The organism is Mycobacterium venezuelense (assembly GCF_054919535.1).
In genome coordinates, this window is sequence record NZ_JBONDW010000013.1 from 32845 (window position 1) to 55822 (window position 22978).

Here is a 22978-nt window from a genome sequence, read left to right on the forward strand (position 1 = left end):
CTCCTCACACCAACCGGGAAAACCAGCGCAGCGAGAGCCCCGCCGCGACGAGTCCGAACACGAGCGCCAGGGCGGCGACGAACGGCGTCACCTCGCGCCACTCGGTACGCCAGCCGATCGACGAGCTGATGTCGCGGTAGACGTCGGCCAATTCGTCGCTACTGGCCGCGGCATACGCCGTGCCGCCCGTCGTATTCGCCAGCTCGGCAAGCGTTTCCGCGTCGACCGGCACCGGGGTCGAATAGCCGAAGCTCTCCATGACTCCGCCCTCGGTGCCGTATGCGATGGTCGAGACGGGGACCCCGGCCGCTACAGCGGCGCGCGCGGCAGCGGTGGGGCTGCGGCCACTGGTATTCGTACCGTCGGACAGCAAGACCACATGCGCGGGCAGATCGGTTCCGTCGTCTCCGGTGACGGTGCGTATCTGCGCGAGCGACGCGAAAACTCCTTCACCGATCGCGGTGCGCGACGAGGTGCCAATCGATCGCAGGCTGTCTTTGGCCCCCGCGTGGTCGGTGTCGGGCGGATGCACGACCATTGTCGAGCCTGCGAACGCGATCACCCCGACGTTGAAGGCGGGCGGCAGCTGATCGATGAAATCGCCTGCCGCCGCGATGGCCGCGGTCAATCGGTCCGGTTCGACATCGCGGGCCTGCATTGACTCCGAAGTGTCGATCGCGACGATGATGGTCGCCCGTTCGTACGGCACCCGGACCGCCATCTCGGGCCGGGCAGCGGTGAGCGCGAGCAACCCGAGAGTGATGAGCAGCAGGGCCGCTGGCACGTGCCGCCGCCACTGCGGGCGCTCGGGAATGACCTTGTCCAACAAGGGTAGTGCGGCGTAGCGGACCGCGTAGCGCTGCTTGCGCCGCAGCGTCACCAGGTAGCCGACGGCCAGTAGCGCCACCGGCACCAGCAGCATCAGCGCAGCGGGAAAGAGAAACGTCATCGCGCGCGTGTCCCCCGGCTACGGCGGCGCATCGTGCGCCTGCGGGCCGCGATGAACCGCGCGAGATCGCGCACCCAGTCGCGCCCAGTGCTGACCGCCAGATGCTCGGCACCGCTGGACCGGACGGCCGCCGACACCGATGCGCGGTAGGCCGTTGCGGCATCCTCGTAGCGGCGCCGCATGGCCCGGTTCGACGTCCAGATCTGGCGCTGCCGCCCCGACTCGGGATCGACGAGCAACACCGAACCCACGTCGGGCAGCGCCATCTCGCGCGGGTCGACGACCTCGATGGCGATGACGTCGTGGCGCGCGGCCAGCCGGCGCAGCGGCCGGTACCAATCGAACGGTGGATCGAAACCGCCTGCGGTGTCGAGGAAGTCGGATACGACGATCCGCAGCCCCTGTCGATCGCGCCGCCGGCCGAACTCGTCGATCGCGGCGGCCAGCGTGGTCCCGGGTCCGGTGCGCTGATCATCGTCGGCTAGTTCGCGGGTGAGGCGGTGCGCGGCCAGGCGGGAGGAATCCGGGCGGCGCCACCGCACACCGTCGGTGCCGAACGTGGCAACCCCCAGCCGGTTGCCCGGGGCGTCGGTCAGCAGCCCGATCGCCGCGACGATTTTGGCGGCGAGCTCGCGTTTCTCGTCGGCGATCGTGCCGAAGGCCATGCTCGCGGTGGTGTCTAGCAGTACCCAGGTGTCGAGTTGATTGTCGGCTCTGGGCCGCCAGACGTGCAGATCGGTACTGCGCGCGGTGATGTTCCAGTCGATACGGCGCACATCGTCACCGGGCTGGTACCGCACCACCTCTTCGCGTTCACTTCCGATGCCGAGCCGGCTGCCCTCGTGATCGCCGGGCACCAGGCCGTCGATCCGGCGCAGTACATCGAGATCGAGTGCGCGCCAGGGGTTCGCGCTCATGACGCCATCTCATCGAGTTCGGCGTGACGCGGGGCGATCTGCGGTACGGGCACCCGGTCGATGACCTCGGCGATCACCTGACGCGGATCCACCCCGTCGGCGACCGCGTCGAACGTGAGGACCAGGCGGTGCGCCAGCACATCGGGCGCGATCTCGGCGACGTCGCCGGGCAGCACGTAGTCCCGGCCACGCAGCAGCGCGAGCGCGCGACTCGCCGACAGCAAGCCGAGCGAACCACGGGGGCTCACACCGTATTCGAGCAATCCGGCGATACTGCCGACGCCGTAGCCGGCGGGCTCGCGCGTCGCCATCACCAGACGCACGATGTAGTGCGCGACCGCGTGATGGACGAACACGTCTTCGGTGGCGCGCTGCATCGCGACGACGTCGTCGGTGGTCACCAAGGTGCGCGGTTGCGGCGGCTTGGACCCCATCCGGGCCAGGATCGCCATCTCCTCCAGTTCGTTGGGATGCGTGAGGTCGACCTTGAGCAGGAAGCGGTCCCGCTGGGCTTCCGGCAGTTGGTACACCCCGTCGGTCTCGATCGGGTTCTGCGTGGCGAGCACGAGGAACGGCGTCGGCAGCGCGAAGCTTCGGCCGCCGATGCTGACCTGCCGTTCGGCCATCGCCTCCAGCAGCGCCGACTGCACCTTGGCCGGTGCGCGGTTGATCTCGTCGGCCAGGATCAGATTGCCGAAGATCGGCCCCAGTTCTATCTCGAACGTCTCGCTGGACGGCCGCCACACCCGGGTGCCGAGAATGTCGGCCGGCATGAGGTCGGGCGTGAACTGCAGCCGGTGAAACCTGCCGCCGACAACGGTGGCGACCGTGCGCACCGCGAGAGTCTTGGCGATGCCCGGCACGCCCTCCAGCAGGATGTGCCCGTTGGCCAGCAGGCCGACGAGAAGCCGCTCGAGCATTCGATCCTGGCCCACGACAACGTGTTTCATCTCGAACAACGCCCGCTCGACAACGGCGCTGACGTCCACGGGTGCGGTTTCAGCAGTGGTCATGGACGTCAGTTCACCAGGGGCACACGAAAACCAGCGCAAGGCGAAACGAAAGCCGACCGAAAGCGTTGTAGGCACCGACCCCGTTACATGGCTATCCTCGGCGAGCATGCGGGTGTTGATCGTCGAGGACGAAGAAGGCCTGGTCAGCGCGCTACGAGTGGGTCTGCAACGCGAGGGCTACGCGGTGGACGCGGCGCTGTCGCACGCCGAGGCCGAAGAGCGTCTGGGGATCAACGAATACGACGTCGCGCTCGTCGACGTGACTCTGCCCGACGGTAACGGTATGCGGCTCGCGGGCCGTGTGCGCAGCGGCGATCTGGACTGCCGGTCTGGGCGTGATCTGCGCATCGTGATGTTGACCGCGCATGGCACCCTGCCCGACCGGGTGCGTGGCCTCGACGCCGGCGCCGACGACTACATCGTCAAACCGTTCGCCTTGGCCGAACTCACCGCCCGGTTGCGCGCCGTGCTGCGGCGCGAGGTCCGTGGCGAGTCCGCGGAATTACGCGTGGGCGACATCATGCTCGACGTCGCCCGCCAGGCGGTGCACCGCGGGCCACGCGAGGTCGATCTCACGCTCAAGGAATTCGCCGTATTGCGCTTCCTCATGACCAGGCCCGGCCACGTCGTCTCCGCCGAACAGATTCTCGAACACGTGTGGGACGAGAACGCCGACCCGTTCACCCAGACCGTCCGGGTCACGGTCGGAACCCTGCGCCGCAAGCTCACCGTCGGCGACGAGGAGCAGGTGCTGCAGACGCTCGTCGGTCGCGGATACCGGTTGAAGGAACCTGCCGCACAACCTTTTTCACCTGCGAGCAGTACGTGAAACTGCCGGCATGGGCCCGGACCATTCGGGCTCGCATGGCGATCACCACATCTGCTTGGTTGTTCGCGTTGTCGGCGCTGATCCTGCTCGGCGTCTACTTCGCGCTGTCCCGCACGATCGACGCCGAGCCACTCGACGCGGTGACGGTCAAGCGGTTCGAACGCAAACCCGACGGCACCATGGTGTACCGGCCCGGGGAGAACTTCGAGGCCGCCGACCTGCGCAGCGTCCAGCAGGCCGTCAACCAGTCGACGCTCGACCTGCTGCGCAATTACTCGCTGATCGCGCTTGCGGCGATATTCGTCATCTGCCTGCTGGTGGGATGGATCGTCGCGGGCCGGCTGCTCCGGCCCATCGGCCAGATCACCGCGACCGCCAACCGTCTGCGCGCCACCGACCTGTCGCAGCGCATCGGCGCCACGGGTCCGCACGATGAGCTGCGCGCACTCGCCGACACGTTGGACGGCATGCTCGACCGCCTCGACTCGGCGTTTCGGGCCGAGCGCGCACTGGTCGAGGACGTGTCGCACGAACTGCGAAATCCCGTCGCGGTGGTGCAGGCCAATGTCGAGGCCGTGCTGGCCAATCCCGATGCCACCGAGGCCGAGCGCGAACATGCGCTGATCGTGATCTCGCGTGCGACCGCGCGGATGTCGCGACTGCTGGAGGATCTGCTGGCGACGGCGCGACGGCGATCGGGGAGCTTCGCCGACCGCAACGTGGATCTACACGGGTTCATCGGCGATGTCGTCGACGAGCACCGTCTGCTCGCCGTCGAGCGGCCGCTGGACGTCGTCGCCCGCAGCTCCCCCGGGCCGGTGGTGTACGCCGACCCCGAATCCCTGGGCCGCGCGGTGGCGAACCTGCTGTCCAATGCGGTCCGGCTGGCACCGACCGATTCGACTGTGACGGTCGCCGGAGGTAGCGCCAAGGGGTGGGCATGGATCGCCGTGCAGGACGACGGTCCCGGAATCGCCGACGACGAACAGCCCCACGTCTTCGATCGGTTCAAGCGCGCGTCCAACGGCGACAACGGGTCTCGTCGAGGTTCGGGACTCGGCTTGGCCATCGCGCGCCAGATCGTCGAAAGTCATGAGGGCCGCATAACTCTGTTCAGCCGGCTCGGCGAAGGCAGCACGTTCGTCATCTGGCTGCCGGACCGCGCAGTGGCCGACGGGCCGGAGCGGGCCGCGGCGCCGCCCGCCGACTGCCCATTGCCGCGTCGCTGAGGTTGTCGGGGGGTCGGCGTAGCGTTCCGAACATGAGTTCGATATTGGTATCCGAACGGGACGTCCTCGGTGATGCTCTCGAACATTTGGCAACAGCCTGCAAAGAGATCGACGCGTTGTCCGTGCACGCGTTGTCGCGCTCCGAGCTACAGGAGGTGCTGAGCCGCCTCCACGCCGGCGAGAAGCGGTTGGCGACCGTTCAGCAACGGCTGCTCGGACGGATGGTCGCGACCGCCACCGCTTCGCCGCCGCAGTTCGACCCCGCTGCGGTGCTTGCGAGGCGGCTGCGCATATCGCTGGGTGAGGCAAAGCGACGGATCTCCGAAGCCGGCCCGCCGGCCGCTTGAGTTTCAGGCGGGAGTTCAGGGCGGGTCACAGTGGGTACCCGACCGGTCGATGGCTTTCGATATCACTCCCACCGTTGCTCAGCACGACCTGGCGCGGCGCACACACGAGTTCGCCGAACAGGTCATCCGCCCCGTCGCGTCGGACTATGACAAACGGCAGGAGTTCCCGTGGCCAGTGCTGGAGGAAGCGGCCGCCCAGGGCTTCTATAGTCCGCTGTTCTACCGCGATCTGATCGGCGACCCGACCGGACTTTCCCTGCCGATGTTCATGGAGGAGCTGTTCTGGGGCTGCGCGGGTATCGGCTTGGCCATTGTCATGCCTGCGCTCGCGCTCTCGGCGATCGGCCAGGCCGCATCGCCGGAACAGATGCTGCAGTGGGCACCTGAGTGCTTCGGCACTCCGGGCAATCTCAAGCTCGCCGCGCTGGCGATCTCCGAGCCCGAGGGTGGCAGCGATGTGCGCAACCTGCGCACGCGGGCCGTGCGCGACGGTTCCGGGCCGGACGCGGACTGGATCATCAACGGCCACAAGATGTGGATCGGCAATGGTGGTATCGCCAATGTGCACGTGGTAAACGCGGTGGTCGACGAACAACTCGGCCATAAAGGCCAGGCGCTGTTCATCGTGGAAGGCGGTACACCGGGGCTGGAAATGGTGCGCAAACTCGACAAGCTGGGCTGCCGCGCGTCGCACACCGCCGAACTGAAGTTCAACGACGTTCGGGTTCCGGCCGACCACCTGCTCGGCGGCCATGAGAAGCTCGAGCGCAAGCTCGCCCGTGCTCGCGAAGCGATCGAAGGCGCGAGGCATTCCGGTTCGGCGACACTGGGGACCTTTGAGCAGACCCGGCCGATGGTGGCCGCACAAGCTCTCGGGATTGCCAGGGCAGCAATGGAATACGCCACCGAATACGCCAATCGCCGGGTCGCATTTGGCGGGCCGATCATCGACAACCAGGGCATCGCGTTCCCACTCGCCGACCTGGCGACGCAGCTCGACGCGGCCCGGCTGCTGACATGGCGGGCATCGTGGATGGCAGCGACGGGCGTGCCATTCGACCGTGGTGAGGGATCGATGTCGAAACTCGCGGCAAGCGAGGTGGCGGTCAGAACCACTGAGCGGGCGATCCAGACGATGGGCGGCTGGGGCTATGTCACCGACCATCCCGTCGAGAAGTGGTATCGGGATGCCAAGCTCTACACCATCTTCGAGGGAACCAGCGAAATCCAGCGCATCGTCATCGCGCACGCCCTCGGCGCCGCAGACGGAAAACCCCCGCTGCACGTCGATCTCGAGCCATCCGGTGGGCCACTGAACCGTTGGTTCGGCAGAGGCACGCCGCTGCGTACCCGCGCGGCCAATGCCGCACTGTCGGCCAAAGACAATGTGCCCGCACCGGTCATGCGGTTGGCGATGAAGGCTTTACGTCCACCGCGCAAGTGAGCGCGGACGGATAAGCTGCCACATCCATGACCGTCACCATCGCCGAGATCGCAGTAGCCGATCCACCGAACGCCTGGATTCACGCGGGCTTCACGGTCGATGCCGATCCGGTCTGCCGAGTCGGTGGCGTGCGTATCCGACTGGCTGGACACGAACGTGGCAGCGGCATCATCGGGTGGTCGTTGGGCGGCCTGCCAGGGTCCGGAGGCGTGGTTGACCTCGACGGCATCCCGACCACACACTGGGCTGCCGATCCAGCCCGGCCGGCCACGCACGCCAACGGCGTCACAGCGATCGACCACGTGGTGCTGATGTCCCCGGACCTCGACCGCACGGTCGCATCGCTGGCCGCCGTCGGCGTCGAGCCACGCCGAGAACGCGACGCCGAACTCGGCGGACGGCGGATACGCCAGGTCTTCTTCCGGCTCGGGGAGGTAATTCTCGAAGTCGTCGGCTCACCGGATACCGCGAGCGAGGGGCCGTCGACCCTCTGGGGCATCACGTACGTCGTCGCCGATATCGACGCGACAGCGTCGTTCTTCGGCGAGCGCACCGGGCCGGTCAAGGACGCGGTGCAGCCCGGGCGACGGATCACGACGCTCCGGCACCGCGATCTCGGCATGTCAGTCCGGACCGCGATGATCTCGGCGATTCCCGATCGTTGACGTGTGTCGGGGCGCCGGCTCTTCGACGCGGTTGCCTATTCTCGGCGCATGACCGATCCCGCGGACCGCGGACCGCAGTTCGACGGCATCCAAATCGGCCGTCCCGCGACCGGCGCGCTCATCGACGCCGGCTATCGCACCCTTGCTGATCTGCCGGCAGACCTCGACGAGCTTCTCGCCCTGCACGGCGTCGGCCCCAGGGCCGTTCGTCTGCTCGGTCAGGCACGGGACAAGTCATGAGCAACGACGTGGTGATCATCCACACCGACGGCGGGTGCCGGCCGAATCCCGGCCCCGGCGGCTGGGGCGCGGTGCTGCGCCACCGCGAGCATGTACGCGAGATGTACGGCGGGGACTCCGGGGTCACCAGCAACAACCGGATGGAGTTGACGGCGCCCATCATGGCACTCGAGGCACTCACCAGACCCGTCGTGGTGCACCTCCACACCGACAGCACATATGTCCGCAACGGCATCACCAAGTGGGTGTTGGGCTGGGAACGCAACGGCTGGCTGACCGCGGCGAAGCTGCCGGTGAAGAACGTCGACCTCTGGCAGCGGCTGCAGGCCGCGTGCGCGCGCCACCAGGTCGAGTGGTTCTGGGTGAAGGGACACTCGGGTATCGCCGACAACGAACTGGCCGACGAGCTCGCGACCCGAGGTATGCGGGAAGCGCTCGACGCGTCTCGAGATCTGATTCCCTGACCATCACAGCGATCTCGCTGTCGCCGCAACCGCTTCGACCGCCTTGCCCCCGCCTGGGCGCCAGACCATCGCGATTTCCGCCGGGGGCAGATCGTCGAGGATCGTCAGGCACGTCAGACCGGCGGGCAGTGACCGACTGATCGAGGTGGGTAGCACGTTGAACCCGCCGGTGTGGAGATCGCCGAAGTGACGTAGCCCGGGCAGCGGGTTTTCCCAGACTCTGAATTCGACGCCCGTGCTGCGTACCGCGTGCAACACCGCGTCGTAGTACGCCGCCGCGAACCGTCGGGGCAGGAACCGGAGAGTATCGCCGGCGAGCTCGTGCAACTTCACAGCCGTTCGGCCGGCGAGTGGGTGGTCCTCGGCAACCACGACGACGTACGGCTCGCGCCGCAGAACGCAGCGCGCCAGTTCACCGCCGACCGACAGGTGCCATCCGATCGCAACGTCGACTTCGCCGCTGACAAGCGCGGAACACAATGCGGTATCCCATAATTCGCTCACCTCGATAACAACTCCCGGGTGCTTGGCCGCGACCGCGTGCACCAACGCCGGGATGTCGGTGGAACCTGACATCGGCCCACAACCCACTCGCACCACACCCGCTGCCGCGCCTCCGGCCGCTCGGGTCTCGGCCACCGTCCGCTCGACCTCAGCCAGCACGGCACGAGCGTGCTTGACGAAGACATGCCCCTCGGCCGTCAGACGCGTAGGCCTGCGATGGAACAGCGCGACGCCGAGTTCGCGTTCGAGTTCCCGGATTTGACGGCTCAGGGGCGGCTGCGCCATGTGCAGTTGTTCGGCCGCACGCTGAAAGCCGCCGGCCTCGGCGATGGCGATCACGTAGCGCATGGTGCGCAGTTCGATCGACATACTTCAAAGGTACTGCCGCGTACTCAATCGGTCCGTGTGTTCGGGCGCGTTTGCGCCGATCCTGAAAGCATTTGGCAGCCAACACGACGGCAGGTACTGCAAATTGGTGGGCTCGGGGCGGCAGCGACCGTCGCGGGCGGCGGGGTGCTGGCAACAGTGTCAGACGGCGGATCGGATCAGCTGCCGGCACCAATGAGCGGCACGCAAATCCGAACGAACATCCCTGGATCCGACATCTCACTGCCCGCGGTGGGGCTGGGGACGTTCCAAACCTTCGACGCCTTGGCGGAAGACGCTCGCGCGCAGCGGGTCGAGGTCCTGCGCCGGTTCTGGGAAGCCGGCGGGCGGGTCGTCGATGTGTCACCGCTGTACGGCACGTCGGAGGAGAACATCGCACGCTACGGGGTACCCGCGGGGATCCAGAACGACATCTTTCTCACCAACAAGATCTGGTCGACGGGCGGACATCTCTGGGACGAATCGCATGCGCTCGAAAGCCTCAACACCTCGATGCAACGTCTGTCGCGCACCAAACCGATCGACGTGATGCAATGCCATTCCCTCGTCAACGTCGAGACGGTCGTGCCGATCCTGCATGCCTGGAAGGCAGAAGGCCGGATCGGCCGGATCGGTGTGACACATCACGACCCAGCCTATTTCGGGCAACTTGCCAACTGGGTGCGGACCGGCGACGTCGATTTCGTGCAGACCCGGTATTCGATCGCCGAGCGGAGTGCCGAGCAGCAGGTATTTCCCGTCGCGATGGACCGCGGCGTGACTGTCATGGTCAACATGCCGCTCGAGAAGGGGCGGCTGCATCAGTTGGTCGGAGATCGCCCACTTCCGGATTTCGTTGCCGACCTTGGCATTCGGAGTTGGTCGCAGTATTTCCTCAAGTGGGTGATCTCGCACCCCGCCGTCGCGGTGGCGCTCCCGGCGACGTCGGTGCCCGACCACGTCGTCGACAACATGGCGGCCGCGCGCGGCCCGATGCCGGACGCTGCCATGCGCGCCAGGATGCTCGAACATGTGCAGGGCATACCGGGTTTCGACGAGGTCACTCGGCAACCGTGGTATCCCGGGAAGCGCTACCCGGGCATCGTGAATCGCGACATGCGAGCGATTCAGGAACGCTCATCCTGGCGACCGGCCGGGTGGGTATGCCGCCAGACTACGCAGGAAACGCTCAGCGTTCGCGTAGCCTGCGGAGCTGTCCGCGGACGAACGGCCACCAGGCGCTGGGCCGCCTGGCCACGGTGCCAAGGATCACGAGCGGATCGAAGTACGCGACGCGTTCGCGGATCAGCCCGTCCTCCAACTTGATTCGGTCAACCAACGGCCATTCGATCGGGCCGCCGCCGATCGTGCCGTACAACCGGCCCCAGATGATGACGTGGTCTGATCCACTGGCCCAACCCTGGACGTCATAGCGCAGATCCGGCACCAAAGACATGGTCCGCGCCATGAAGTTTCGCGCCTGCCGCACTCCGTGCGTGTCACGCTCGATGGGGTGAATCAGGTGGACGTCGGGCTGGAACAGCGGTGTGAAGGCATCCGGATCCATCTGCGCCCATGCGTGCGTGAACCGCTCGACGAACTCGGCGGCGCCGGGCACAGGCGCGGCGTGCTCGGACTGATGAGAGGGAGAGGACATCGTCGGGGCTCCTTTGTATTCCGCGGATCGGGTTTAGCCGCTCAGCTGACGGCGCATGGCTAGCGTGTCCAGATACATGTGCTTCGTGCGCACGAGGCCGTCGCGGACGGTGATCACGTCGACGCCGTCGGCTTCGACGCGTCGGCTGCTCGGCGCGATCAGGTCACCCTGCAACGGGAAGGGCTTCACTAGCGTGGCGCTGAAGCGATATTCGTTGGCGATGAGTTCGCCCGCGACACGCACGTCGCGGGCCTCGAAGCGCAGGCCATCCCAAGCGTCCAGGAAATAGGCGAACTGAGTGCGGACGGCTTCGGCGCCCACGGCCGGTTCGAAGCCGGCGGCGTGCAACTGGAAAACCATGTCCTCGCCCTGCAGGCCAAGGATGGCCTCCAAGTCGTTGGCATTCCACGCGGCGTTGTATTTCTCGGCGATCGCTTCGACGTCCACGGTCTCGTCCTCAGGCCAACTATTGCAACGATTACAAGAAGTCCACGCTCGACGGTACCGCGGCGGCCAACTTGTTGCAACGATTACAAGAGAGCTCGTATCGGCTCTAGGATGTTCGGGATTGCCATGGCCGACTCCAACCCGATCGATCCTCGCAAGCAGCGGACCGTTGATGCACTGCTCTCAGCTGCCGAGGCGGTTTTCGCCGTCCTTCCGTTCGAAGAGGTGACGGTCGACGAGATCGCCGAGCGCGCCGGCGTCGCCGTCGGCTCGATCTACAACAACTTCGGTTCCAAGGCGGGCCTGTATGCGGCGGTCATCGAACGCGCCCTCGATGTCGACCGCGAGTACATGGACAAGGCGTACACGCCTGATCGCTCACCGATCGAGCAGCTCGAGGCGGCCGGGGAACAGTATTTCCGGTTCTACCTCGACCAGCCCGAGTTTTTCCGCATGCTCGCCTTCCCGCCGCCACCGGGCCCCTACGCGGCCGCTGCGGAAACCGCCGAACGCCTGGCGCGTCGGGTCGATGAACAGAACGCGCGCATGGTCGAGGCGATCGAGCGGGGGATCCATTCCGGCACAATCCGTCCGCTCGACGCCCGCAAAGCGGCGACCGTTCTGTGGGCGAGTTGGAACGGCGTGATCAGCCTCGCGTGGCGCGCCGACGGTTTACGCCAGGATGACGACACACTCGCCGAACTGCTTGCCCTGGCGGCGGACATCATCGGGCGCGGCTTGCGATAGCGATCGGTCACCACCACGGCTCGGGCGGCTCCGCGGGCCTGCGCTCGATCCAGGTCCATTCGAGTTCGCGGCGCGCGAACTTCCACCCGTCCTCGGTGAGCGCATATTCGTCGATGTACCGAATCGGAGCAAGAATGACTTCAAGGCTCTCGTCGCCCTTGCGCAGCAAATGCCTTGCCGTGCAATAGGTTATCCCCTTCGCGCGATCGCCGTCGACATCCACGATGTGGTTGTGCACCGCGTGGAAGGTTTGTTCGAACATCTGATTTCCGCTCGGGCCGAACTTCACCTGTTCTCGACCGCGTAGGGTCACCGGCTCGGCCGCCCCAGGGGCCGACGTGACGAACTCACCATCGGCCGTGAACAACGCGCCGAACCGCTCGAGGTCGGCAGTATCCGACGCCAATGCGTATTCGTCGACCAACGCGCGCAGCGCAATTCGTGCGGAGTCGATGGACTGTTGCTCGGTCATATTCGTGCGTCCCTATCGGCAGAAGTTCAGTTGACAATGTCATCTGACACGCTTCAGATGACATTGTCAACTCAACCGGTACGCTGGCCGGGTGAACCGAGTCGAATCGGCGGCGGCGACCCGCCGCGCGCTGCTGCAACAGGCCGGCGCCCTTCTTGACGACGGCGGTCCCGACGCGGTGACGTTGCGGGAGGTGGGTGCGCGCGCCGGGGTGAGCCGTGGTGCGCCATACCGACATTTCGCAGACAAGGAGAGCCTGCTGACAGCTGTCGCCGCCGAGGGGTGGGAGCGCCTGAGTGATCGTCTACGCACGCTGCGCGCGGACGCCCGTGCACTCCCCGCCGACACGTTGCGCGCGGCACTCGGCACCGTCATCGCGATCAGCCGCGAGCAGCCACACCTCTACCGACTGATGTTCACCGCACCCGAAAGCGATCCGTCCGCAGTGGTCCGGGCCGCGCAGACGATGTGCGAGGAATTCCTGGGCATCGTCGCCGCGGTCGTCGGCGAACAGAACGCCGCGCAGTACTCCGGCATCCTGTTGACCGGCGTGCACGGCGCTGCCGGCGTCGAAGCAAGCGGCCTCTTGCACACCGACAAATGGCAGACCACCGCTGAAGAATTGACCGACGCTCTGCTGGGCATGGTCACCGCAGACTGACGACCTCCTACTCCCAGCGCACCTCGTCCGGAGTCTTGTCGGGCCGCAGCCCGCGCCAGCTCGGTTGGCGCAGCCGATGATCCGAGGTGCGTTCGCTGTAGCGGACCTCCCCCACCAACTCCGGTCGCACGAACGTCACGCCGCGGGCGTCGAGCTTCGGCAGCGGGTGATCGAACGGCGACTCGTCGGTGTGCAGGGGCGCGAGCATCTTCTTGAGCTTGGTCAGCTCCTTCTCGGTGAAGCCCGTGCCGACACGGCCGGCGAACTGCAAGCCATCCGGGCCGGGCACACCCAGCATGAGTGCCCCGATGCCACTGGACCGGCCACCCTCACCCTGGCGCCAGCCGCCGATCACCACTTCTTGCGTGTTCCAGATCTTGTCCTTGATCCAGGACGCCGAACGCCGGCCCGGCTGGTAGGTCGAGTCGCGTTTCTTGGCGACGACGCCTTCGAACCCCTTCTTACGCACGTGCTCCATCGCTTCAGGCCCGTCGGCGCCGGGCAGCAGGTCCGGCACGATCAACCCGCCCCCGGCCGCGAGCGCCTCCAGGATCTTGCGGCGATCGGAGTACTTGGCGCGCAACAACGATCGGCCGTCGAGCCACAGGATGTCGAACGCCCAGAATTCGACGCGCGTGGAGCGGGCGCGGTTCTGCATCTCGCCGAAGCTCGGGACCCCGGACTCGTCGAGCGCGACGGCTTCGCCGTCGAGGATCACGTGGTGGTCGGCGAGGTCGGCGGCCAGCGCCTTCAGTTGCGGATACTCACCGGTGACGTCGCGACCGCGCCGGGAGCGCAGCTGCAGCTGGCCCCGGTTGGCGTCGACGAGCAGGCGATAGCCGTCCCACTTGCCCTCGAACGCCCATTGCGTCGCCTTGAGTTTGGCGACCGAGCCCTCCGTCGCCAGCATCGGCGCGAAATCCTGCGGGTCGGGTGTTGCCGATTTCTGGTCCTTCATCCGGTGCGCGAGCCAGTTCTTGCCTCCGGTCTGGATCAGTGCGTAGCGGCCGTTGATGCGGCTGCCGTGCAGGGTCATGATGATCTCGCCGTGGGTATCGTCGGGATTGTCGGTGACCCGGAACTTCTCGGCCTCGTATGTTCCGGTATCCCAGACGATCATGTTCCCGGCGCCGTACTCCCCCTTCGGGATGGTGCCGTGAAACGTCAGGTACTCCATCGGGTGGTCTTCGGTATGCACCGCAAGGTGATTCACCGAGGTGGACTCGGGCAGGTTCTTGGGCACCGCGAAGCTCACCAGCACGCCGTCGCGCTCCAGACGAAGGTCGTAGTGCAGTCGGCGGGCGTGATGCTCCTGGATCACGAACTTGTCGTTGTTGCCGGTCGTGGGAATCTCTTTGGGAACGGGCTCGGGTGTCTTCGCCGCGTCGCGCATGCTGCGGTATGTCGTCAGTTTGTCGGCCACGGGGGCGTCCTGGTCGAGCTCTGCCAGTAGGTCCCCGTCGTCGGAAACCCGTTGCAACACTTCGTCGAAACGCAGATGCCGCAGGTCGGGATCGGAGATCTCGTCCCAGGTTCGGGGTGCGGCGACGGTCGGGTTGTCCCGTCCGCGTAGCGAATACGGGGCGATCGTGGTCTTGGCCGCGTTGTTCTGGCTCCAGTCCAAGAACACTTTGCCGGCCCGCAGGCTCTTGGTCATGGTGGCGGTGACGAGCTTCGGCATGGCCTGCTCCAGCTGCTGTGCCACCCGCTTCGCGAGCACGGAGGCGCCACGCGAGCTGATCGGTTCGGCCAGTGGCACGTACAGGTGCAGGCCCTTGCTGCCGCTTGTGAGCGGATAGGTGCTCAACCCGATGTCGCCCATCAGTTCCCGCACGGATTGAGCGACCTCACACAGTTGGCGCATGCTCACGCCTTCGCCGGGATCGAGGTCGAACACGATGCGGGTGGCCGGTCCCTGCTCGCCGTCGGCGAAGCGCCATTGCGGCACATGCACTTCCAACGAGGCCTGCTGACCGATCCACGCCAGGCCTTCACGCGTGTTGATGATCGGATAGGTCGTGGTCCCGGACTTGTGCACGATCGTTCCGCGCTCGAGCCAGTCCGGTGCCGACGATGCGAGCTGCTTTTCGAAGAATGACGCCTCAGCCACGCCGTTGGGCCAGCGTTTGCGGGTCACCGGCCGCCCGGCGATATGCGGAACCATGACCTCGGCGATGGCCAGGTAGTAGTCAAACACCTCCGCCTTGGTGGTGCCCGTGGCGGGATAGAGCACCTTGTCTGGATTCGTCAGGCGAACCCGTTCGTAGCGCTCCATGACGTCAACGTATACCCACTATCGGCTGCGACAGCTTGGTCCAGCGTGCGCCCGCTGGGTTGCTAGCCGATGCGCTCTCCCGTCTCCGGATGGAACATGTGCACCACGCCTTCCGGTGTCTTGCGCAGTTCGATGCTGTCGGCCAGCTTGACGGGGCCGCGGGACAGGGCACGTGCGACGATCTGTACGTCCGGCCCGGCGTGGGTGTAGAGGTAGATCTCGCTGCCCAGGTCCTCGATGAGGTCGATGACGACGTCGATGCCGCCGCTGTCGGATACCTGGAGATGTTCGGGCCGCACGCCGACGGTGACGGTTTCCAGACCCGCCTCGTGCAGCAGGGTGAGCTGGTCACGTTCGAGGCGAAGCGTCGCGTCGTCGCCGATACGCACGCCGTCGGCGACGATCGGCCCCGTGACCAGGTTCATGGCAGGCGACCCGATGAACCCGGCCACGAATGCGTTGGCCGGTTTGTTGTACAGCTCGGTCGGCGACGCGAACTGTTGCAGCTTGCCGTTACGCAGCACCGCGACCCGGTCGCCCATCGTCATGGCCTCGACCTGGTCGTGGGTGACGTAGACCGTGGTGGTGCCCAGCCGGCGTTGCAGGGCCGCGATCTGGGTCCGCGTCTGCACGCGCAGTTTGGCGTCGAGGTTGGACAGCGGCTCGTCCATGCAGAACACCTGAGGCTCGCGCACGATCGCGCGGCCCATCGCGACGCGTTGACGTTGCCCGCCGGAAAGCTTGGCCGGCTTGCGGTCCAGGAACGGCTCCAGGTCGAGCAGTTTGGCGGCCTCCTCGACCTTGCGGCGCCGCTCGGCGGCGGGCACCCCGCGCAGCTTGAGCGCGAAACCCATGTTCTCGGCCACGGTCTTGGTCGGGTACAGGGCGTAATTCTGGAACACCATCGCGATGTCGCGGTCCTTGGACGGCACGCCGACCATGTCTTTGCCGCCGATCTCGATGCTGCCCTCGTCGATGTCCTCGAGTCCGGCCAGCATGCGCAGCGCGGTGCTCTTCCCGGATCCGGAGGGGCCGACGAGCACGACGAACTCACCGTCGGCGATGTCGAGGTTGAGCGAGTCGACCGCGAGTTTGTCCGAGCCCTCGTAGATGCACGAGGCGTTGCGGTAAGTGATTGCAGCCATGAGTGTTATCCCCTTACTTGATGGCACCGAACGACAGTCCACGAACCAGCTTGTTCTGGGCGATCCAGCCCGCCAGAACCACCGGAAGCGCGGCCATCGTCGCCGCCGCGCACAACTTGGCCCAGTACAGGCCCTCGCCCGCGATGAAGCCGACCAGGAACACCGGCATCGTCTGAGCTTGCACCGCAGTGAGATTCACTGCGAAGAAGAACTCGTTCCACGCGAAGATCACGCAGATCAGTGCGGTGGCCGCGATGCCGGGTGACACCAGCGGCAGGATCACCTCGCGCACCGAGCGCCACGTGCTGGCACCGTCGAGGCTTGCCGCCTCCAGCAGTTCGCCGGGAACTTCGAGGAAGAACGACCGCATCATCCACACCGCGATGGGCAGGTTCATCGCCGTGTACAGGATGATCAACGCCCAGATGTTGTCCAGCAGACCGATATTCGACACGATCACGTACATCGGGATGATCGCGGCGACGATCGGCAGCATCTTCGTGCTCATGAAAAAGAACAGCGCGTCCTTCGTCTTGCGCACGGGCCGCAGCGACAACGCGAACGCGGCAGGAACGCCCAGCACCAACACCAGGATCGTCGACACCGTGGTGGCGAAGAGCGAATTGAGCAGGCTCGTGCCGACCCCCTGGTCGAATACCGCCTTGAACTCGTCGAGCGTCGGTACGAAGAACAGCTTGGGCGTGGTGGTGTAGGCGTCGACCTCCTGCTTGAACGCGGTCAGCACCATCCAGAACACCGGGAAGAAAAACCCGAGTCCGACGATCCAGGCCACGACACCCCACGGATCGAACTTGCGGCGCTTGACTTTTGCCTTCTCGGGCGCCGTCTCCGGCGCCGTTGCCGTTGCGGTGCTCATCAGGCCGCCTCCTCCTTGCCGGTGAACGATTTGAAGATCAGTCGCAGTGCGAAGCTCGCGATGATCATCGTGAAGATCACGACGATGACGCCCATCGCGGCGGCCTGGCCGATGTCGAAGCCGAGGAACGCGCGCTGGTAGATGTAGAACGGCAGGTTCGCGCTCGCGGTGCCGGGCCCGCCCTGCGTCATCATGTAGATCTGGTCGAATGTGTTGACCAGATAGATCGCGCCGAGCACCGTGCCCAGCTCGATGAACCGCCGAAGGTGCGGAAGCGTCAGCTCGCGGAACAGCTGGAACGCTCCCGCACCGTCGACTCGGCCAGCCTCCAGGATGTCGCGAGGCATCGACTGGAGGCCGGCGAGGATCAGCAGCATCATGAACGGGGTCCACTGCCAGACCAGGGCCAGGATCACCGAGGGCAAGGGAAACCTGCTGACCCAGTCGACGTGTTCCACGCCGAACGGCGAAAGCACCCAGTTCACGATGCCGAACACCGGGTCGAGCATCGCGGTCTTCCACATCAGCGCGCCGGCGACCGGCGTCACCAGGAACGGCGTGATGAGCAGGGTGCGAACCACGCCGCGCCCCAGGAACACCCGGTCGAGCAGCAGCGCGAGAATCAGTCCAAGCACAACCGAGATCAGCACCGTGGCGACGATGATGATGACGGTGTTGATCGCGACCTGCCAGAACGTGCTGTCACCGATGACGTCGAAATAGTTCTGCAGCCCGATGAACTCGCGCGAGCCCGGTCGTACGAGGTTCCACGACAGCGTCGAGTAGTACAGCGTGAACAGGAACGGGATCTGGGTGACGACGATCATGAAGATGAGCGCAGGCAGCAGCGGTCCGCGGCGACGCCATCCTTCTGCGCGTGAAACCCCGGGATCCTGCTTCTGTTTGATGCGGGCGACGTGTTCGGCGGCCTCAGCAGCCTCGGTCTGGTCTCTCGCCTCCGTGGTTGTCATGGCTTCTCCTGATAGGTCCGGCCGACGACTTCTGCGTATTTCTGCGACTGCTCCAAGGCGTCGCCGACGGATTTCTGCCCGGCGATCGCGGCGCTGATCTGCTGGCTCACCCTGGTTCCGAGATCCTGGAATTCCGGAATGGCCAGGAACTGCACACCGGTGTAGGGCACCGGCTGCACCGTGGGCTTGGCCGGGTCGGCGCCTTCGATCGAGTCGAGGGTGACCTGACCGAATGCCTTTGACGCTTCCTGATATTCGGGGATCTGGTAGGTCGACAGCCGGCTACCGGGTGGCACCCGGGCCCAGCCCAACTCCTCACCGACCAACTTGATGTAGTTCTTGTCGGTCATCCACGAGATGAATTTCCATGCGGCGTCGGGCTTGTCACTGCTCTTCGGGATTCCCAGCGCCCAGGTGTAGAGCCAACCGGAGTTGGGTTTCTCGACCGTCGGGGCCATCGCATATCCGACCTTGCCGACCACGTTCGACGATTCCGGATCCTCCAGCACCGACACCGCCGAGGTGGCGTCGTACCACATCGCCGTGCGGCCCTGGGCGAACTGTGTCGCGCATTCACCGAAACCGCTTGTTGCCGCGCCGGGTTCACCGTGGGTGCGAACCAGGTTGACGTAGAAGTCGACGGCCTTCTGCACCTCGGGGCTGGTCAGCTGGGCGTTCCAGTCCATGTCGTACCAACGCCCGCCGAATGTGTTGATCACGGTGTCCAGCGGGGCCAGCACCTCACCCCAACCGGGCTTGCCGCGCAGGCAGATACCGACCATTTCGCCGGGTTTGTCGAGCTTGGCCGCCGCGTCGGCAACCTGCTGCCAGGTCGGGTTGCGCGGCATGTCGATGCCGGCCTGCTCGAACAGGTCCTTGCGGTACATCAGGAACGACGACTCGCCGTAGAACGGGACCGCGTACATGTTGCCCTCGTAGGAGAGCGATTCCTTCAATGACGGGATGAAATCGTCCTCGTCGTAACCGGGCGTCTTGCGGGCATAGTCCGAAAGGTTGACGAGCCAGCCGTTCTCGGCCCACTGCGGTGTTTCGTAATTGCTGATCATCACCACGTCGAACTCGCCGCCACCCATTGCGGTCGAGGCGGTGATCTTGGCTCGGGCCTGGTTCTCCGACAGCGTGACGAACCGCAGCTTGATGTCGGGGTTGTCTGCTTCGAAGCGATCCGCCAGCGACCGGGCGTCGGTCATCTGCGAGTTGGAGACCATGGCGATGGTCACCGTCTGGTCGGTCGCGCCGAGTGTGCCCGCACCCGCGCAACCGGCCGTCGTCAGCAATCCCGCGGCCGCGACGCAGGCCGCCAATCTTCTCAACGGTTTCACCTGTACTCACCTCTCATTGGGTCAACAGCCAACGGGCGCAGTCGATATCGCAGACGAGCAGGCGAGCCAGCTTGCCGCGCAAGGCCCCGAGAATCGCGTGGTGTTTGCTCGCACCGCCGGAGACCAGGATGGTCTTCTCGCAGGTCCGGATGTCCTCCAGCGGGACCGACATCGCACGCTGCTGCAGTTCGTCGTGCACGGGTTCGCCATAGGCGTTGAAGAAGCGGCCACCGATTTCGCCGACGGCACCCAGCGACACGAGTTCGTCGAGCATCCGGGTATCGAGGAAGCTGCCCTCGAACAGCGTCGTCGACGTCGATACCGCACCGACTCCGAACAACATGACGTCGGCGCGCCTGCCTGCGTCGAGGGTTCGCGAGATCACCGAATCCTCGCGCATCGACACGACGGTCGCCGGATCGGCGTACAGCGGCGCGGGCAGCCGGAAGGGGTCAGCGCGCAACGTGTCGGCACAGCGAGTCAAGATTTGTTCGGTACCCGTTTGGTACGCCGCGGTCGACATGGCGCCGTCTAGCTGCACGACCGCGCGGCAGCTCGCGACCCCGGGGACAAGCGCGCCCGCCACGCCAACTTGCTCAGGCCCCCAGGTGAACCCGAGCACCTCGTCGGCGCCGATCCGGCGCATCAGCAGCGCGGCCCCGGCCCGGCTCGCATTGCTGGCGACGACAGCTTCGGTCAGCCCGAACCGCCGTTCCAGTTCGCGTTCCTCCTCGGCATGCAAGTCGTCGGAGATGTCAGCCGGCACCACGACCTCGATGCGCACCAGACCGTTGGCCTTCGCTTTGGCCACGAGCCGGCCAGCCGTCGGCCGGGAGACTCCCAGCCGCGATGCGATCTGAGCCTGCGTAAGGCCATCGAGGTAGTACAGCGTCGCCGCACGTAGGGCGAGCCGTAGATCCTCGGGCGTCGGTCCGGTCACTGTCACCACTTCCACTATGAGCAGATGCTCAGGGTCGCGAGTAGATGCTCAACACGCTAACATGAGGAATGTGACGTACACAACACCCCCGATAAAGCTGGCCGCTTCGACGCTCCCGGAACTCCCCATTCCTGGTCCCAGCTACAACCGCGACGAAATCAAGGTCGGCATCGTCCATTTCGGTGTCGGCGGTTTTCACCGGGCCCATCAGGCGATGTACGTCGATCGGTTGCTGGAGAAGGGATTGGCCACCGACTGGGGAATCTGCGGCGTCGGCGTGCTGCCGTCCGATCGGAAGATGGCTGACGTGATGGCGGCGCAGGACGGCCTCTACACGCTCATGTTGGTGCATCCTGACGGCAAGCGTGAGGCGCGCGTCATCGGCTCGATCGTCGACTACCGCTTCGCGCCCGACGATCCGGATGGCGTCATCGAACTGCTGGCCAGCCCGTCGACCCGGATCGTCTCGCTGACCATCACCGAGGGCGGTTATGCCGCCAAATCGGCCGGCGCCGCCGTTTCAGATGATGTCAACGTTTTCGGCCTGGTGGCCGAGGCGTTGTCCCGGCGCCGCGACCGCGGCCATGAGGCGCCGACGATCGTCTCGTGCGACAACATCGAGGGCAACGGCGACGTCGCGCGCCACGCCTTCACCACATACGCCGACCAGCGCCATCCCGGCCTGGGCGATTGGATCGCGACCAACGTCCGGTTCCCCAACTCCATGGTCGACCGGATCACGCCGGTGACCACACCCGACGTGATCGCCACCGTGGAGGGTGAATTCGGTGTCGCCGACCAGTGGCCGGTGGTGGCCGAACCGTTCACATCGTGGGTTCTGGAGGACTCATTCTCCGGCGGACGTCCGCCCTATGAGGACGCCGGCGTCATGCTGGTCGACGATGTCACGCCCTACGAACTGATGAAGCTCCGGCTTCTCAACGCGAGCCATCAGGCCCTGTGCTACTTCGGCTACCTGGCCGGCTACCGCTTGGTCCACGACGCCGCGAGCGATCCGCTGTTCGCCGAATTCCTGCTGGCCTACATGGATTCCGAAGCGACACCCACGCTTCAACCGGTACCCGGGATCGATCTCGCCGATTACAAGCGCACGCTGATCGAACGGTTCGCCAACCCCGGTGTGCGCGACACGATCGCGCGCCTGTGCTTCGGCTCGTCCGACCGGATCCCGAAATGGCTGCTGCCGGTCATCCGAGAGAACCTCAAGACCGGTGCACCGGTCCGACTGTCGGCGGCCGTCGTGGCCAGTTGGGCCCGCTACGCCGAGGGTATCGACGAGCAGGGTGAGCCGATCGACGTGCAGGACCAGCTCGCCGACACGCTCGTACCGCTGGCCCGGTCCCAGCGCGAACACCCGACGGCGTTCATCGAGAACACCACGCTGTTCGGCGATCTAGCCTCGGCACCGCGCTTCGTCGAGGACTATCTGTGGGCCCTGGATTCGCTACACCGCCACGGCGCCCGGGCCACCCTGGAATCATTGAGGTCATGAGCCGGGCCCTGGTTATCGGTGAGGCACTGATCGACATCGTGGAGCGTGATGGCCGCATCAGCGGCGAGCATGTCGGCGGCAGCCCGCTCAACGTCGCCGTCGGACTGTCCAGATTGGGTCGCGATGTTGACTTCCTGACCCACATCGCGCAGGACGACCGCGGCAAACGCATTGTCGATTACCTCAAAGCCTCAGGGGTTCAGCTGGTTTCGGGAAGCCTGTCGGCCAAGCACACGCCGACGGCACGGGCCGTGCTCGATGCCACCGGGCAGGCGCGCTACACGTTCGACATCGACTGGCAGCTGGCGGGGACACCTGAGGTGGCGCCCCCGCTCGTCGCGCATACCGGCTCCATCGCGACCGTGCTCGAACCCGGTTGTCGCGCCACCGCCGCACTGCTGGACGCATACCACCTGTCGGCCACCATCACATTCGATCCCAATGTGCGCCCGGCGTTGATCACCGACGACGAAGCCGCGAGGGGCCGCATCGACTGCCTCGTCGAGCGGGCGGATGTGGTCAAAGCCAGCGATGAGGACCTGCGGTGGCTCGATCCGCGCCGCGATCCCGAGCAGATCGCCAAGACGTGGCTGAGCATGGGCCCCTCGATCGTCGCGGTGACCATGGGCGATCAGGGCGCGTTCGCGGCCTGTGCCGCGGGCATCGTGCGGATTCCGGCGCGACCGGTGCAGGTGGTTGACACGGTCGGCGCTGGTGACGCATTCATGACCGGGTTGATCGACGCGCTCTGGTCGCGTGGACTGCTCGGCTCGGATCGTCGACGGGACCTGGCTCGAATCAGCGCCGATGCACTGGAGGACGTGTTGTCGACGGCGGTGCTCGCGTCGGCACTGACGGTCGCGAGGGCGGGTGCCGATCTGCCCGACCGAGAGGAGCTGACCGCAGCCGCAGAAGACTGAAGCCGGTCGCCGCCTTCATCGGGTACGACGAAATGGCTTCTTC

At 65.9% G+C, this 22978-nt stretch carries 24 protein-coding genes and 1 pseudogene; 12 read left to right on the forward strand and 13 right to left on the reverse strand.

What is annotated here, in order from left to right; genetic code table 11:
• Positions 1-4 precede the first annotated feature (4 nt).
• From ACRCUN_RS20940 to ACRCUN_RS20950, 3 genes are read right to left on the reverse strand one after another with little or no spacing between them, the layout of a single operon-like run.
• Positions 5-949 carry a VWA domain-containing protein gene (locus ACRCUN_RS20940; RefSeq protein WP_462143544.1) on the reverse strand — a complete coding sequence of 315 codons (945 nt, stop codon included), beginning with the start codon at positions 947-949 and terminating at the stop codon, positions 5-7.
• Entirely contained in the window at positions 946-1866 is a 921-nt protein-coding gene (locus ACRCUN_RS20945; RefSeq protein WP_462143545.1) for a DUF58 domain-containing protein, read from the reverse strand. The genes ACRCUN_RS20940 and ACRCUN_RS20945 overlap by 4 nt, the downstream gene beginning before the upstream one ends.
• Entirely contained in the window at positions 1863-2879 is a 1017-nt protein-coding gene (locus ACRCUN_RS20950) for an AAA family ATPase (protein WP_462143546.1), read from the reverse strand. Before ACRCUN_RS20950 ends, ACRCUN_RS20945 begins: the two co-directional genes overlap by 4 nt.
• A 106-nt stretch (positions 2880-2985) precedes the next feature.
• On the opposite strand from ACRCUN_RS20950, the gene ACRCUN_RS20955 reads away from it, so the two are divergent.
• Genes ACRCUN_RS20955 through rnhA form a run of 7 tightly spaced genes read left to right on the forward strand, consistent with a single transcriptional unit; the run spans position 2986 to position 8097 of the window.
• Entirely contained in the window at positions 2986-3708 is a 723-nt protein-coding gene (locus ACRCUN_RS20955; RefSeq protein WP_462143547.1) for a response regulator transcription factor, read from the forward strand.
• A gap of 35 nt (positions 3709-3743) precedes the next feature.
• On the forward strand, positions 3744-4937 hold the full coding sequence (locus tag ACRCUN_RS20960) for a sensor histidine kinase (RefSeq protein WP_462143548.1): 1194 nt from the start codon (positions 3744-3746) through the stop codon (positions 4935-4937).
• A gap of 32 nt (positions 4938-4969) precedes the next feature.
• Positions 4970-5284, forward strand: coding sequence for a DUF222 domain-containing protein (locus ACRCUN_RS20965; RefSeq protein WP_462143549.1), 315 nt, complete (start codon positions 4970-4972; stop codon positions 5282-5284).
• 49 nt (positions 5285-5333) lie between these two features.
• Positions 5334-6728 (forward strand): acyl-CoA dehydrogenase family protein, encoded by a 1395-nt coding sequence (locus ACRCUN_RS20970; protein WP_462143550.1) that lies wholly within the window; start codon positions 5334-5336, stop codon positions 6726-6728.
• A 26-nt stretch (positions 6729-6754) separates the two neighbouring features.
• Positions 6755-7393 carry a VOC family protein gene (locus ACRCUN_RS20975; protein ID WP_462143551.1) on the forward strand — a complete coding sequence of 213 codons (639 nt, stop codon included), beginning with the start codon at positions 6755-6757 and terminating at the stop codon, positions 7391-7393.
• Positions 7394-7441: 48 nt separating this feature from the next.
• Positions 7442-7633 (forward strand): helix-hairpin-helix domain-containing protein, encoded by a 192-nt coding sequence (locus tag ACRCUN_RS20980; RefSeq protein ID WP_462143552.1) that lies wholly within the window; start codon positions 7442-7444, stop codon positions 7631-7633.
• On the forward strand, positions 7630-8097 hold the full coding sequence (gene rnhA / locus ACRCUN_RS20985; RefSeq protein WP_462143553.1) for a ribonuclease HI: 468 nt from the start codon (positions 7630-7632) through the stop codon (positions 8095-8097). Before ACRCUN_RS20980 ends, rnhA begins: the two co-directional genes overlap by 4 nt.
• A 3-nt stretch (positions 8098-8100) precedes the next feature.
• On the opposite strand, the gene ACRCUN_RS20990 is transcribed toward rnhA, so the two are convergent.
• Complete coding sequence (locus tag ACRCUN_RS20990; protein WP_462143554.1) at positions 8101-8970, reverse strand: LysR family transcriptional regulator; 870 nt, start codon at positions 8968-8970, stop codon at positions 8101-8103.
• Positions 8971-9162: 192 nt separating this feature from the next.
• Here ACRCUN_RS20990 and ACRCUN_RS20995 point away from each other — a divergent pair, with 192 nt between their 5' ends.
• Positions 9163-10293, forward strand: a complete 1131-nt coding sequence (locus tag ACRCUN_RS20995; protein ID WP_462143555.1) for an aldo/keto reductase — start codon at positions 9163-9165, stop codon at positions 10291-10293.
• Positions 10294-10300: 7 nt separating this feature from the next.
• On the opposite strand, the pseudogene ACRCUN_RS21000 reads toward ACRCUN_RS20995, so the two are convergent.
• Positions 10301-10624: pseudogene (locus ACRCUN_RS21000) on the reverse strand (nuclear transport factor 2 family protein); the annotation flags it as partial.
• 33 nt (positions 10625-10657) lie between these two features.
• Positions 10658-11071 carry a nuclear transport factor 2 family protein gene (locus ACRCUN_RS21005; RefSeq protein WP_462143556.1) on the reverse strand — a complete coding sequence of 138 codons (414 nt, stop codon included), beginning with the start codon at positions 11069-11071 and terminating at the stop codon, positions 10658-10660.
• A gap of 126 nt (positions 11072-11197) precedes the next feature.
• On the opposite strand from ACRCUN_RS21005, the gene ACRCUN_RS21010 reads away from it, so the two are divergent.
• On the forward strand, positions 11198-11818 hold the full coding sequence (locus tag ACRCUN_RS21010) for a TetR/AcrR family transcriptional regulator (protein WP_462143557.1): 621 nt from the start codon (positions 11198-11200) through the stop codon (positions 11816-11818).
• Positions 11819-11825: 7 nt separating this feature from the next.
• Here the strand turns inward: ACRCUN_RS21010 and ACRCUN_RS21015 are convergent, their stop codons facing one another.
• Positions 11826-12290 carry a nuclear transport factor 2 family protein gene (locus ACRCUN_RS21015; RefSeq protein WP_462143558.1) on the reverse strand — a complete coding sequence of 155 codons (465 nt, stop codon included), beginning with the start codon at positions 12288-12290 and terminating at the stop codon, positions 11826-11828.
• Positions 12291-12381: 91 nt separating this feature from the next.
• Here ACRCUN_RS21015 and ACRCUN_RS21020 point away from each other — a divergent pair, with 91 nt between their 5' ends.
• Positions 12382-12951 carry a TetR/AcrR family transcriptional regulator gene (locus ACRCUN_RS21020; RefSeq protein WP_462143559.1) on the forward strand — a complete coding sequence of 190 codons (570 nt, stop codon included), beginning with the start codon at positions 12382-12384 and terminating at the stop codon, positions 12949-12951.
• A 7-nt stretch (positions 12952-12958) separates the two neighbouring features.
• Here ACRCUN_RS21020 and ACRCUN_RS21025 read toward each other — a convergent pair whose 3' ends face one another.
• From ACRCUN_RS21025 to ACRCUN_RS21050, 6 genes are all read right to left on the reverse strand, one after another.
• Positions 12959-15226 (reverse strand): ATP-dependent DNA ligase, encoded by a 2268-nt coding sequence (locus ACRCUN_RS21025; RefSeq protein WP_462143560.1) that lies wholly within the window; start codon positions 15224-15226, stop codon positions 12959-12961.
• Between the two features lie 62 nt (positions 15227-15288).
• The gene (locus ACRCUN_RS21030) at positions 15289-16371 is read right to left on the reverse strand and encodes an ABC transporter ATP-binding protein (protein WP_462143561.1); all 1083 of its coding nucleotides are present in this window, start codon (positions 16369-16371) and stop codon (positions 15289-15291) included.
• A 13-nt stretch (positions 16372-16384) separates the two neighbouring features.
• Positions 16385-17248, reverse strand: a complete 864-nt coding sequence (locus ACRCUN_RS21035) for a carbohydrate ABC transporter permease (protein ID WP_462143562.1) — start codon at positions 17246-17248, stop codon at positions 16385-16387.
• Complete coding sequence (locus ACRCUN_RS21040; protein WP_462143563.1) at positions 17248-18219, reverse strand: carbohydrate ABC transporter permease; 972 nt, start codon at positions 18217-18219, stop codon at positions 17248-17250. The genes ACRCUN_RS21035 and ACRCUN_RS21040 overlap by 1 nt, the downstream gene beginning before the upstream one ends.
• Positions 18216-19562, reverse strand: a complete 1347-nt coding sequence (locus tag ACRCUN_RS21045; RefSeq protein WP_462143564.1) for an ABC transporter substrate-binding protein — start codon at positions 19560-19562, stop codon at positions 18216-18218. The genes ACRCUN_RS21040 and ACRCUN_RS21045 overlap by 4 nt, the downstream gene beginning before the upstream one ends.
• A gap of 13 nt (positions 19563-19575) precedes the next feature.
• Positions 19576-20502 (reverse strand): sugar-binding transcriptional regulator, encoded by a 927-nt coding sequence (locus tag ACRCUN_RS21050; protein WP_462143704.1) that lies wholly within the window; start codon positions 20500-20502, stop codon positions 19576-19578.
• 61 nt (positions 20503-20563) lie between these two features.
• Between ACRCUN_RS21050 and ACRCUN_RS21055 the strand changes: the two genes are divergently transcribed.
• Positions 20564-22015 (forward strand): mannitol dehydrogenase family protein, encoded by a 1452-nt coding sequence (locus ACRCUN_RS21055; RefSeq protein WP_462143565.1) that lies wholly within the window; start codon positions 20564-20566, stop codon positions 22013-22015.
• Positions 22012-22935 carry a carbohydrate kinase family protein gene (locus ACRCUN_RS21060; protein WP_462143566.1) on the forward strand — a complete coding sequence of 308 codons (924 nt, stop codon included), beginning with the start codon at positions 22012-22014 and terminating at the stop codon, positions 22933-22935. The genes ACRCUN_RS21055 and ACRCUN_RS21060 overlap by 4 nt, the downstream gene beginning before the upstream one ends.
• Positions 22936-22978 lie beyond the last annotated feature (43 nt).

Bases quoted from the DNA above. Each gene is read 5' to 3' on its own strand.
- ACRCUN_RS20940 (WP_462143544.1), bottom strand. From the start codon at position 949: ATGACGTTTCTCTTTCCCGCTGCGCTGATGCTGCTGGTGCCGGTGGCG.
- ACRCUN_RS20965 (WP_462143549.1), top strand. From the start codon at position 4,970: ATGAGTTCGATATTGGTATCCGAACGGGACGTCCTCGGTGATGCTCTC.
- ACRCUN_RS20950 (WP_462143546.1), bottom strand. From the start codon at position 2,879: ATGACCACTGCTGAAACCGCACCCGTGGACGTCAGCGCCGTTGTCGAG.
- ACRCUN_RS20990 (WP_462143554.1), bottom strand. From the start codon at position 8,970: ATGTCGATCGAACTGCGCACCATGCGCTACGTGATCGCCATCGCCGAG.
- ACRCUN_RS20945 (WP_462143545.1), bottom strand. From the start codon at position 1,866: ATGAGCGCGAACCCCTGGCGCGCACTCGATCTCGATGTACTGCGCCGG.
- ACRCUN_RS21015 (WP_462143558.1), bottom strand. From the start codon at position 12,290: ATGACCGAGCAACAGTCCATCGACTCCGCACGAATTGCGCTGCGCGCG.
- ACRCUN_RS21055 (WP_462143565.1), top strand. From the start codon at position 20,564: ATGAGGAATGTGACGTACACAACACCCCCGATAAAGCTGGCCGCTTCG.
- ACRCUN_RS20960 (WP_462143548.1), top strand. From the start codon at position 3,744: ATGGCGATCACCACATCTGCTTGGTTGTTCGCGTTGTCGGCGCTGATC.
- ACRCUN_RS21030 (WP_462143561.1), bottom strand. From the start codon at position 16,371: ATGGCTGCAATCACTTACCGCAACGCCTCGTGCATCTACGAGGGCTCG.
- ACRCUN_RS20955 (WP_462143547.1), top strand. From the start codon at position 2,986: ATGCGGGTGTTGATCGTCGAGGACGAAGAAGGCCTGGTCAGCGCGCTA.
- rnhA (WP_462143553.1), top strand. From the start codon at position 7,630: ATGAGCAACGACGTGGTGATCATCCACACCGACGGCGGGTGCCGGCCG.
- ACRCUN_RS20975 (WP_462143551.1), top strand. From the start codon at position 6,755: ATGACCGTCACCATCGCCGAGATCGCAGTAGCCGATCCACCGAACGCC.
- ACRCUN_RS21010 (WP_462143557.1), top strand. From the start codon at position 11,198: ATGGCCGACTCCAACCCGATCGATCCTCGCAAGCAGCGGACCGTTGAT.
- ACRCUN_RS21060 (WP_462143566.1), top strand. From the start codon at position 22,012: ATGAGCCGGGCCCTGGTTATCGGTGAGGCACTGATCGACATCGTGGAG.
- ACRCUN_RS20995 (WP_462143555.1), top strand. From the start codon at position 9,163: ATGAGCGGCACGCAAATCCGAACGAACATCCCTGGATCCGACATCTCA.
- ACRCUN_RS21040 (WP_462143563.1), bottom strand. From the start codon at position 18,219: ATGACAACCACGGAGGCGAGAGACCAGACCGAGGCTGCTGAGGCCGCC.
- ACRCUN_RS20980 (WP_462143552.1), top strand. From the start codon at position 7,442: ATGACCGATCCCGCGGACCGCGGACCGCAGTTCGACGGCATCCAAATC.
- ACRCUN_RS21025 (WP_462143560.1), bottom strand. From the start codon at position 15,226: ATGGAGCGCTACGAACGGGTTCGCCTGACGAATCCAGACAAGGTGCTC.
- ACRCUN_RS20970 (WP_462143550.1), top strand. From the start codon at position 5,334: ATGGCTTTCGATATCACTCCCACCGTTGCTCAGCACGACCTGGCGCGG.
- ACRCUN_RS21035 (WP_462143562.1), bottom strand. From the start codon at position 17,248: ATGAGCACCGCAACGGCAACGGCGCCGGAGACGGCGCCCGAGAAGGCA.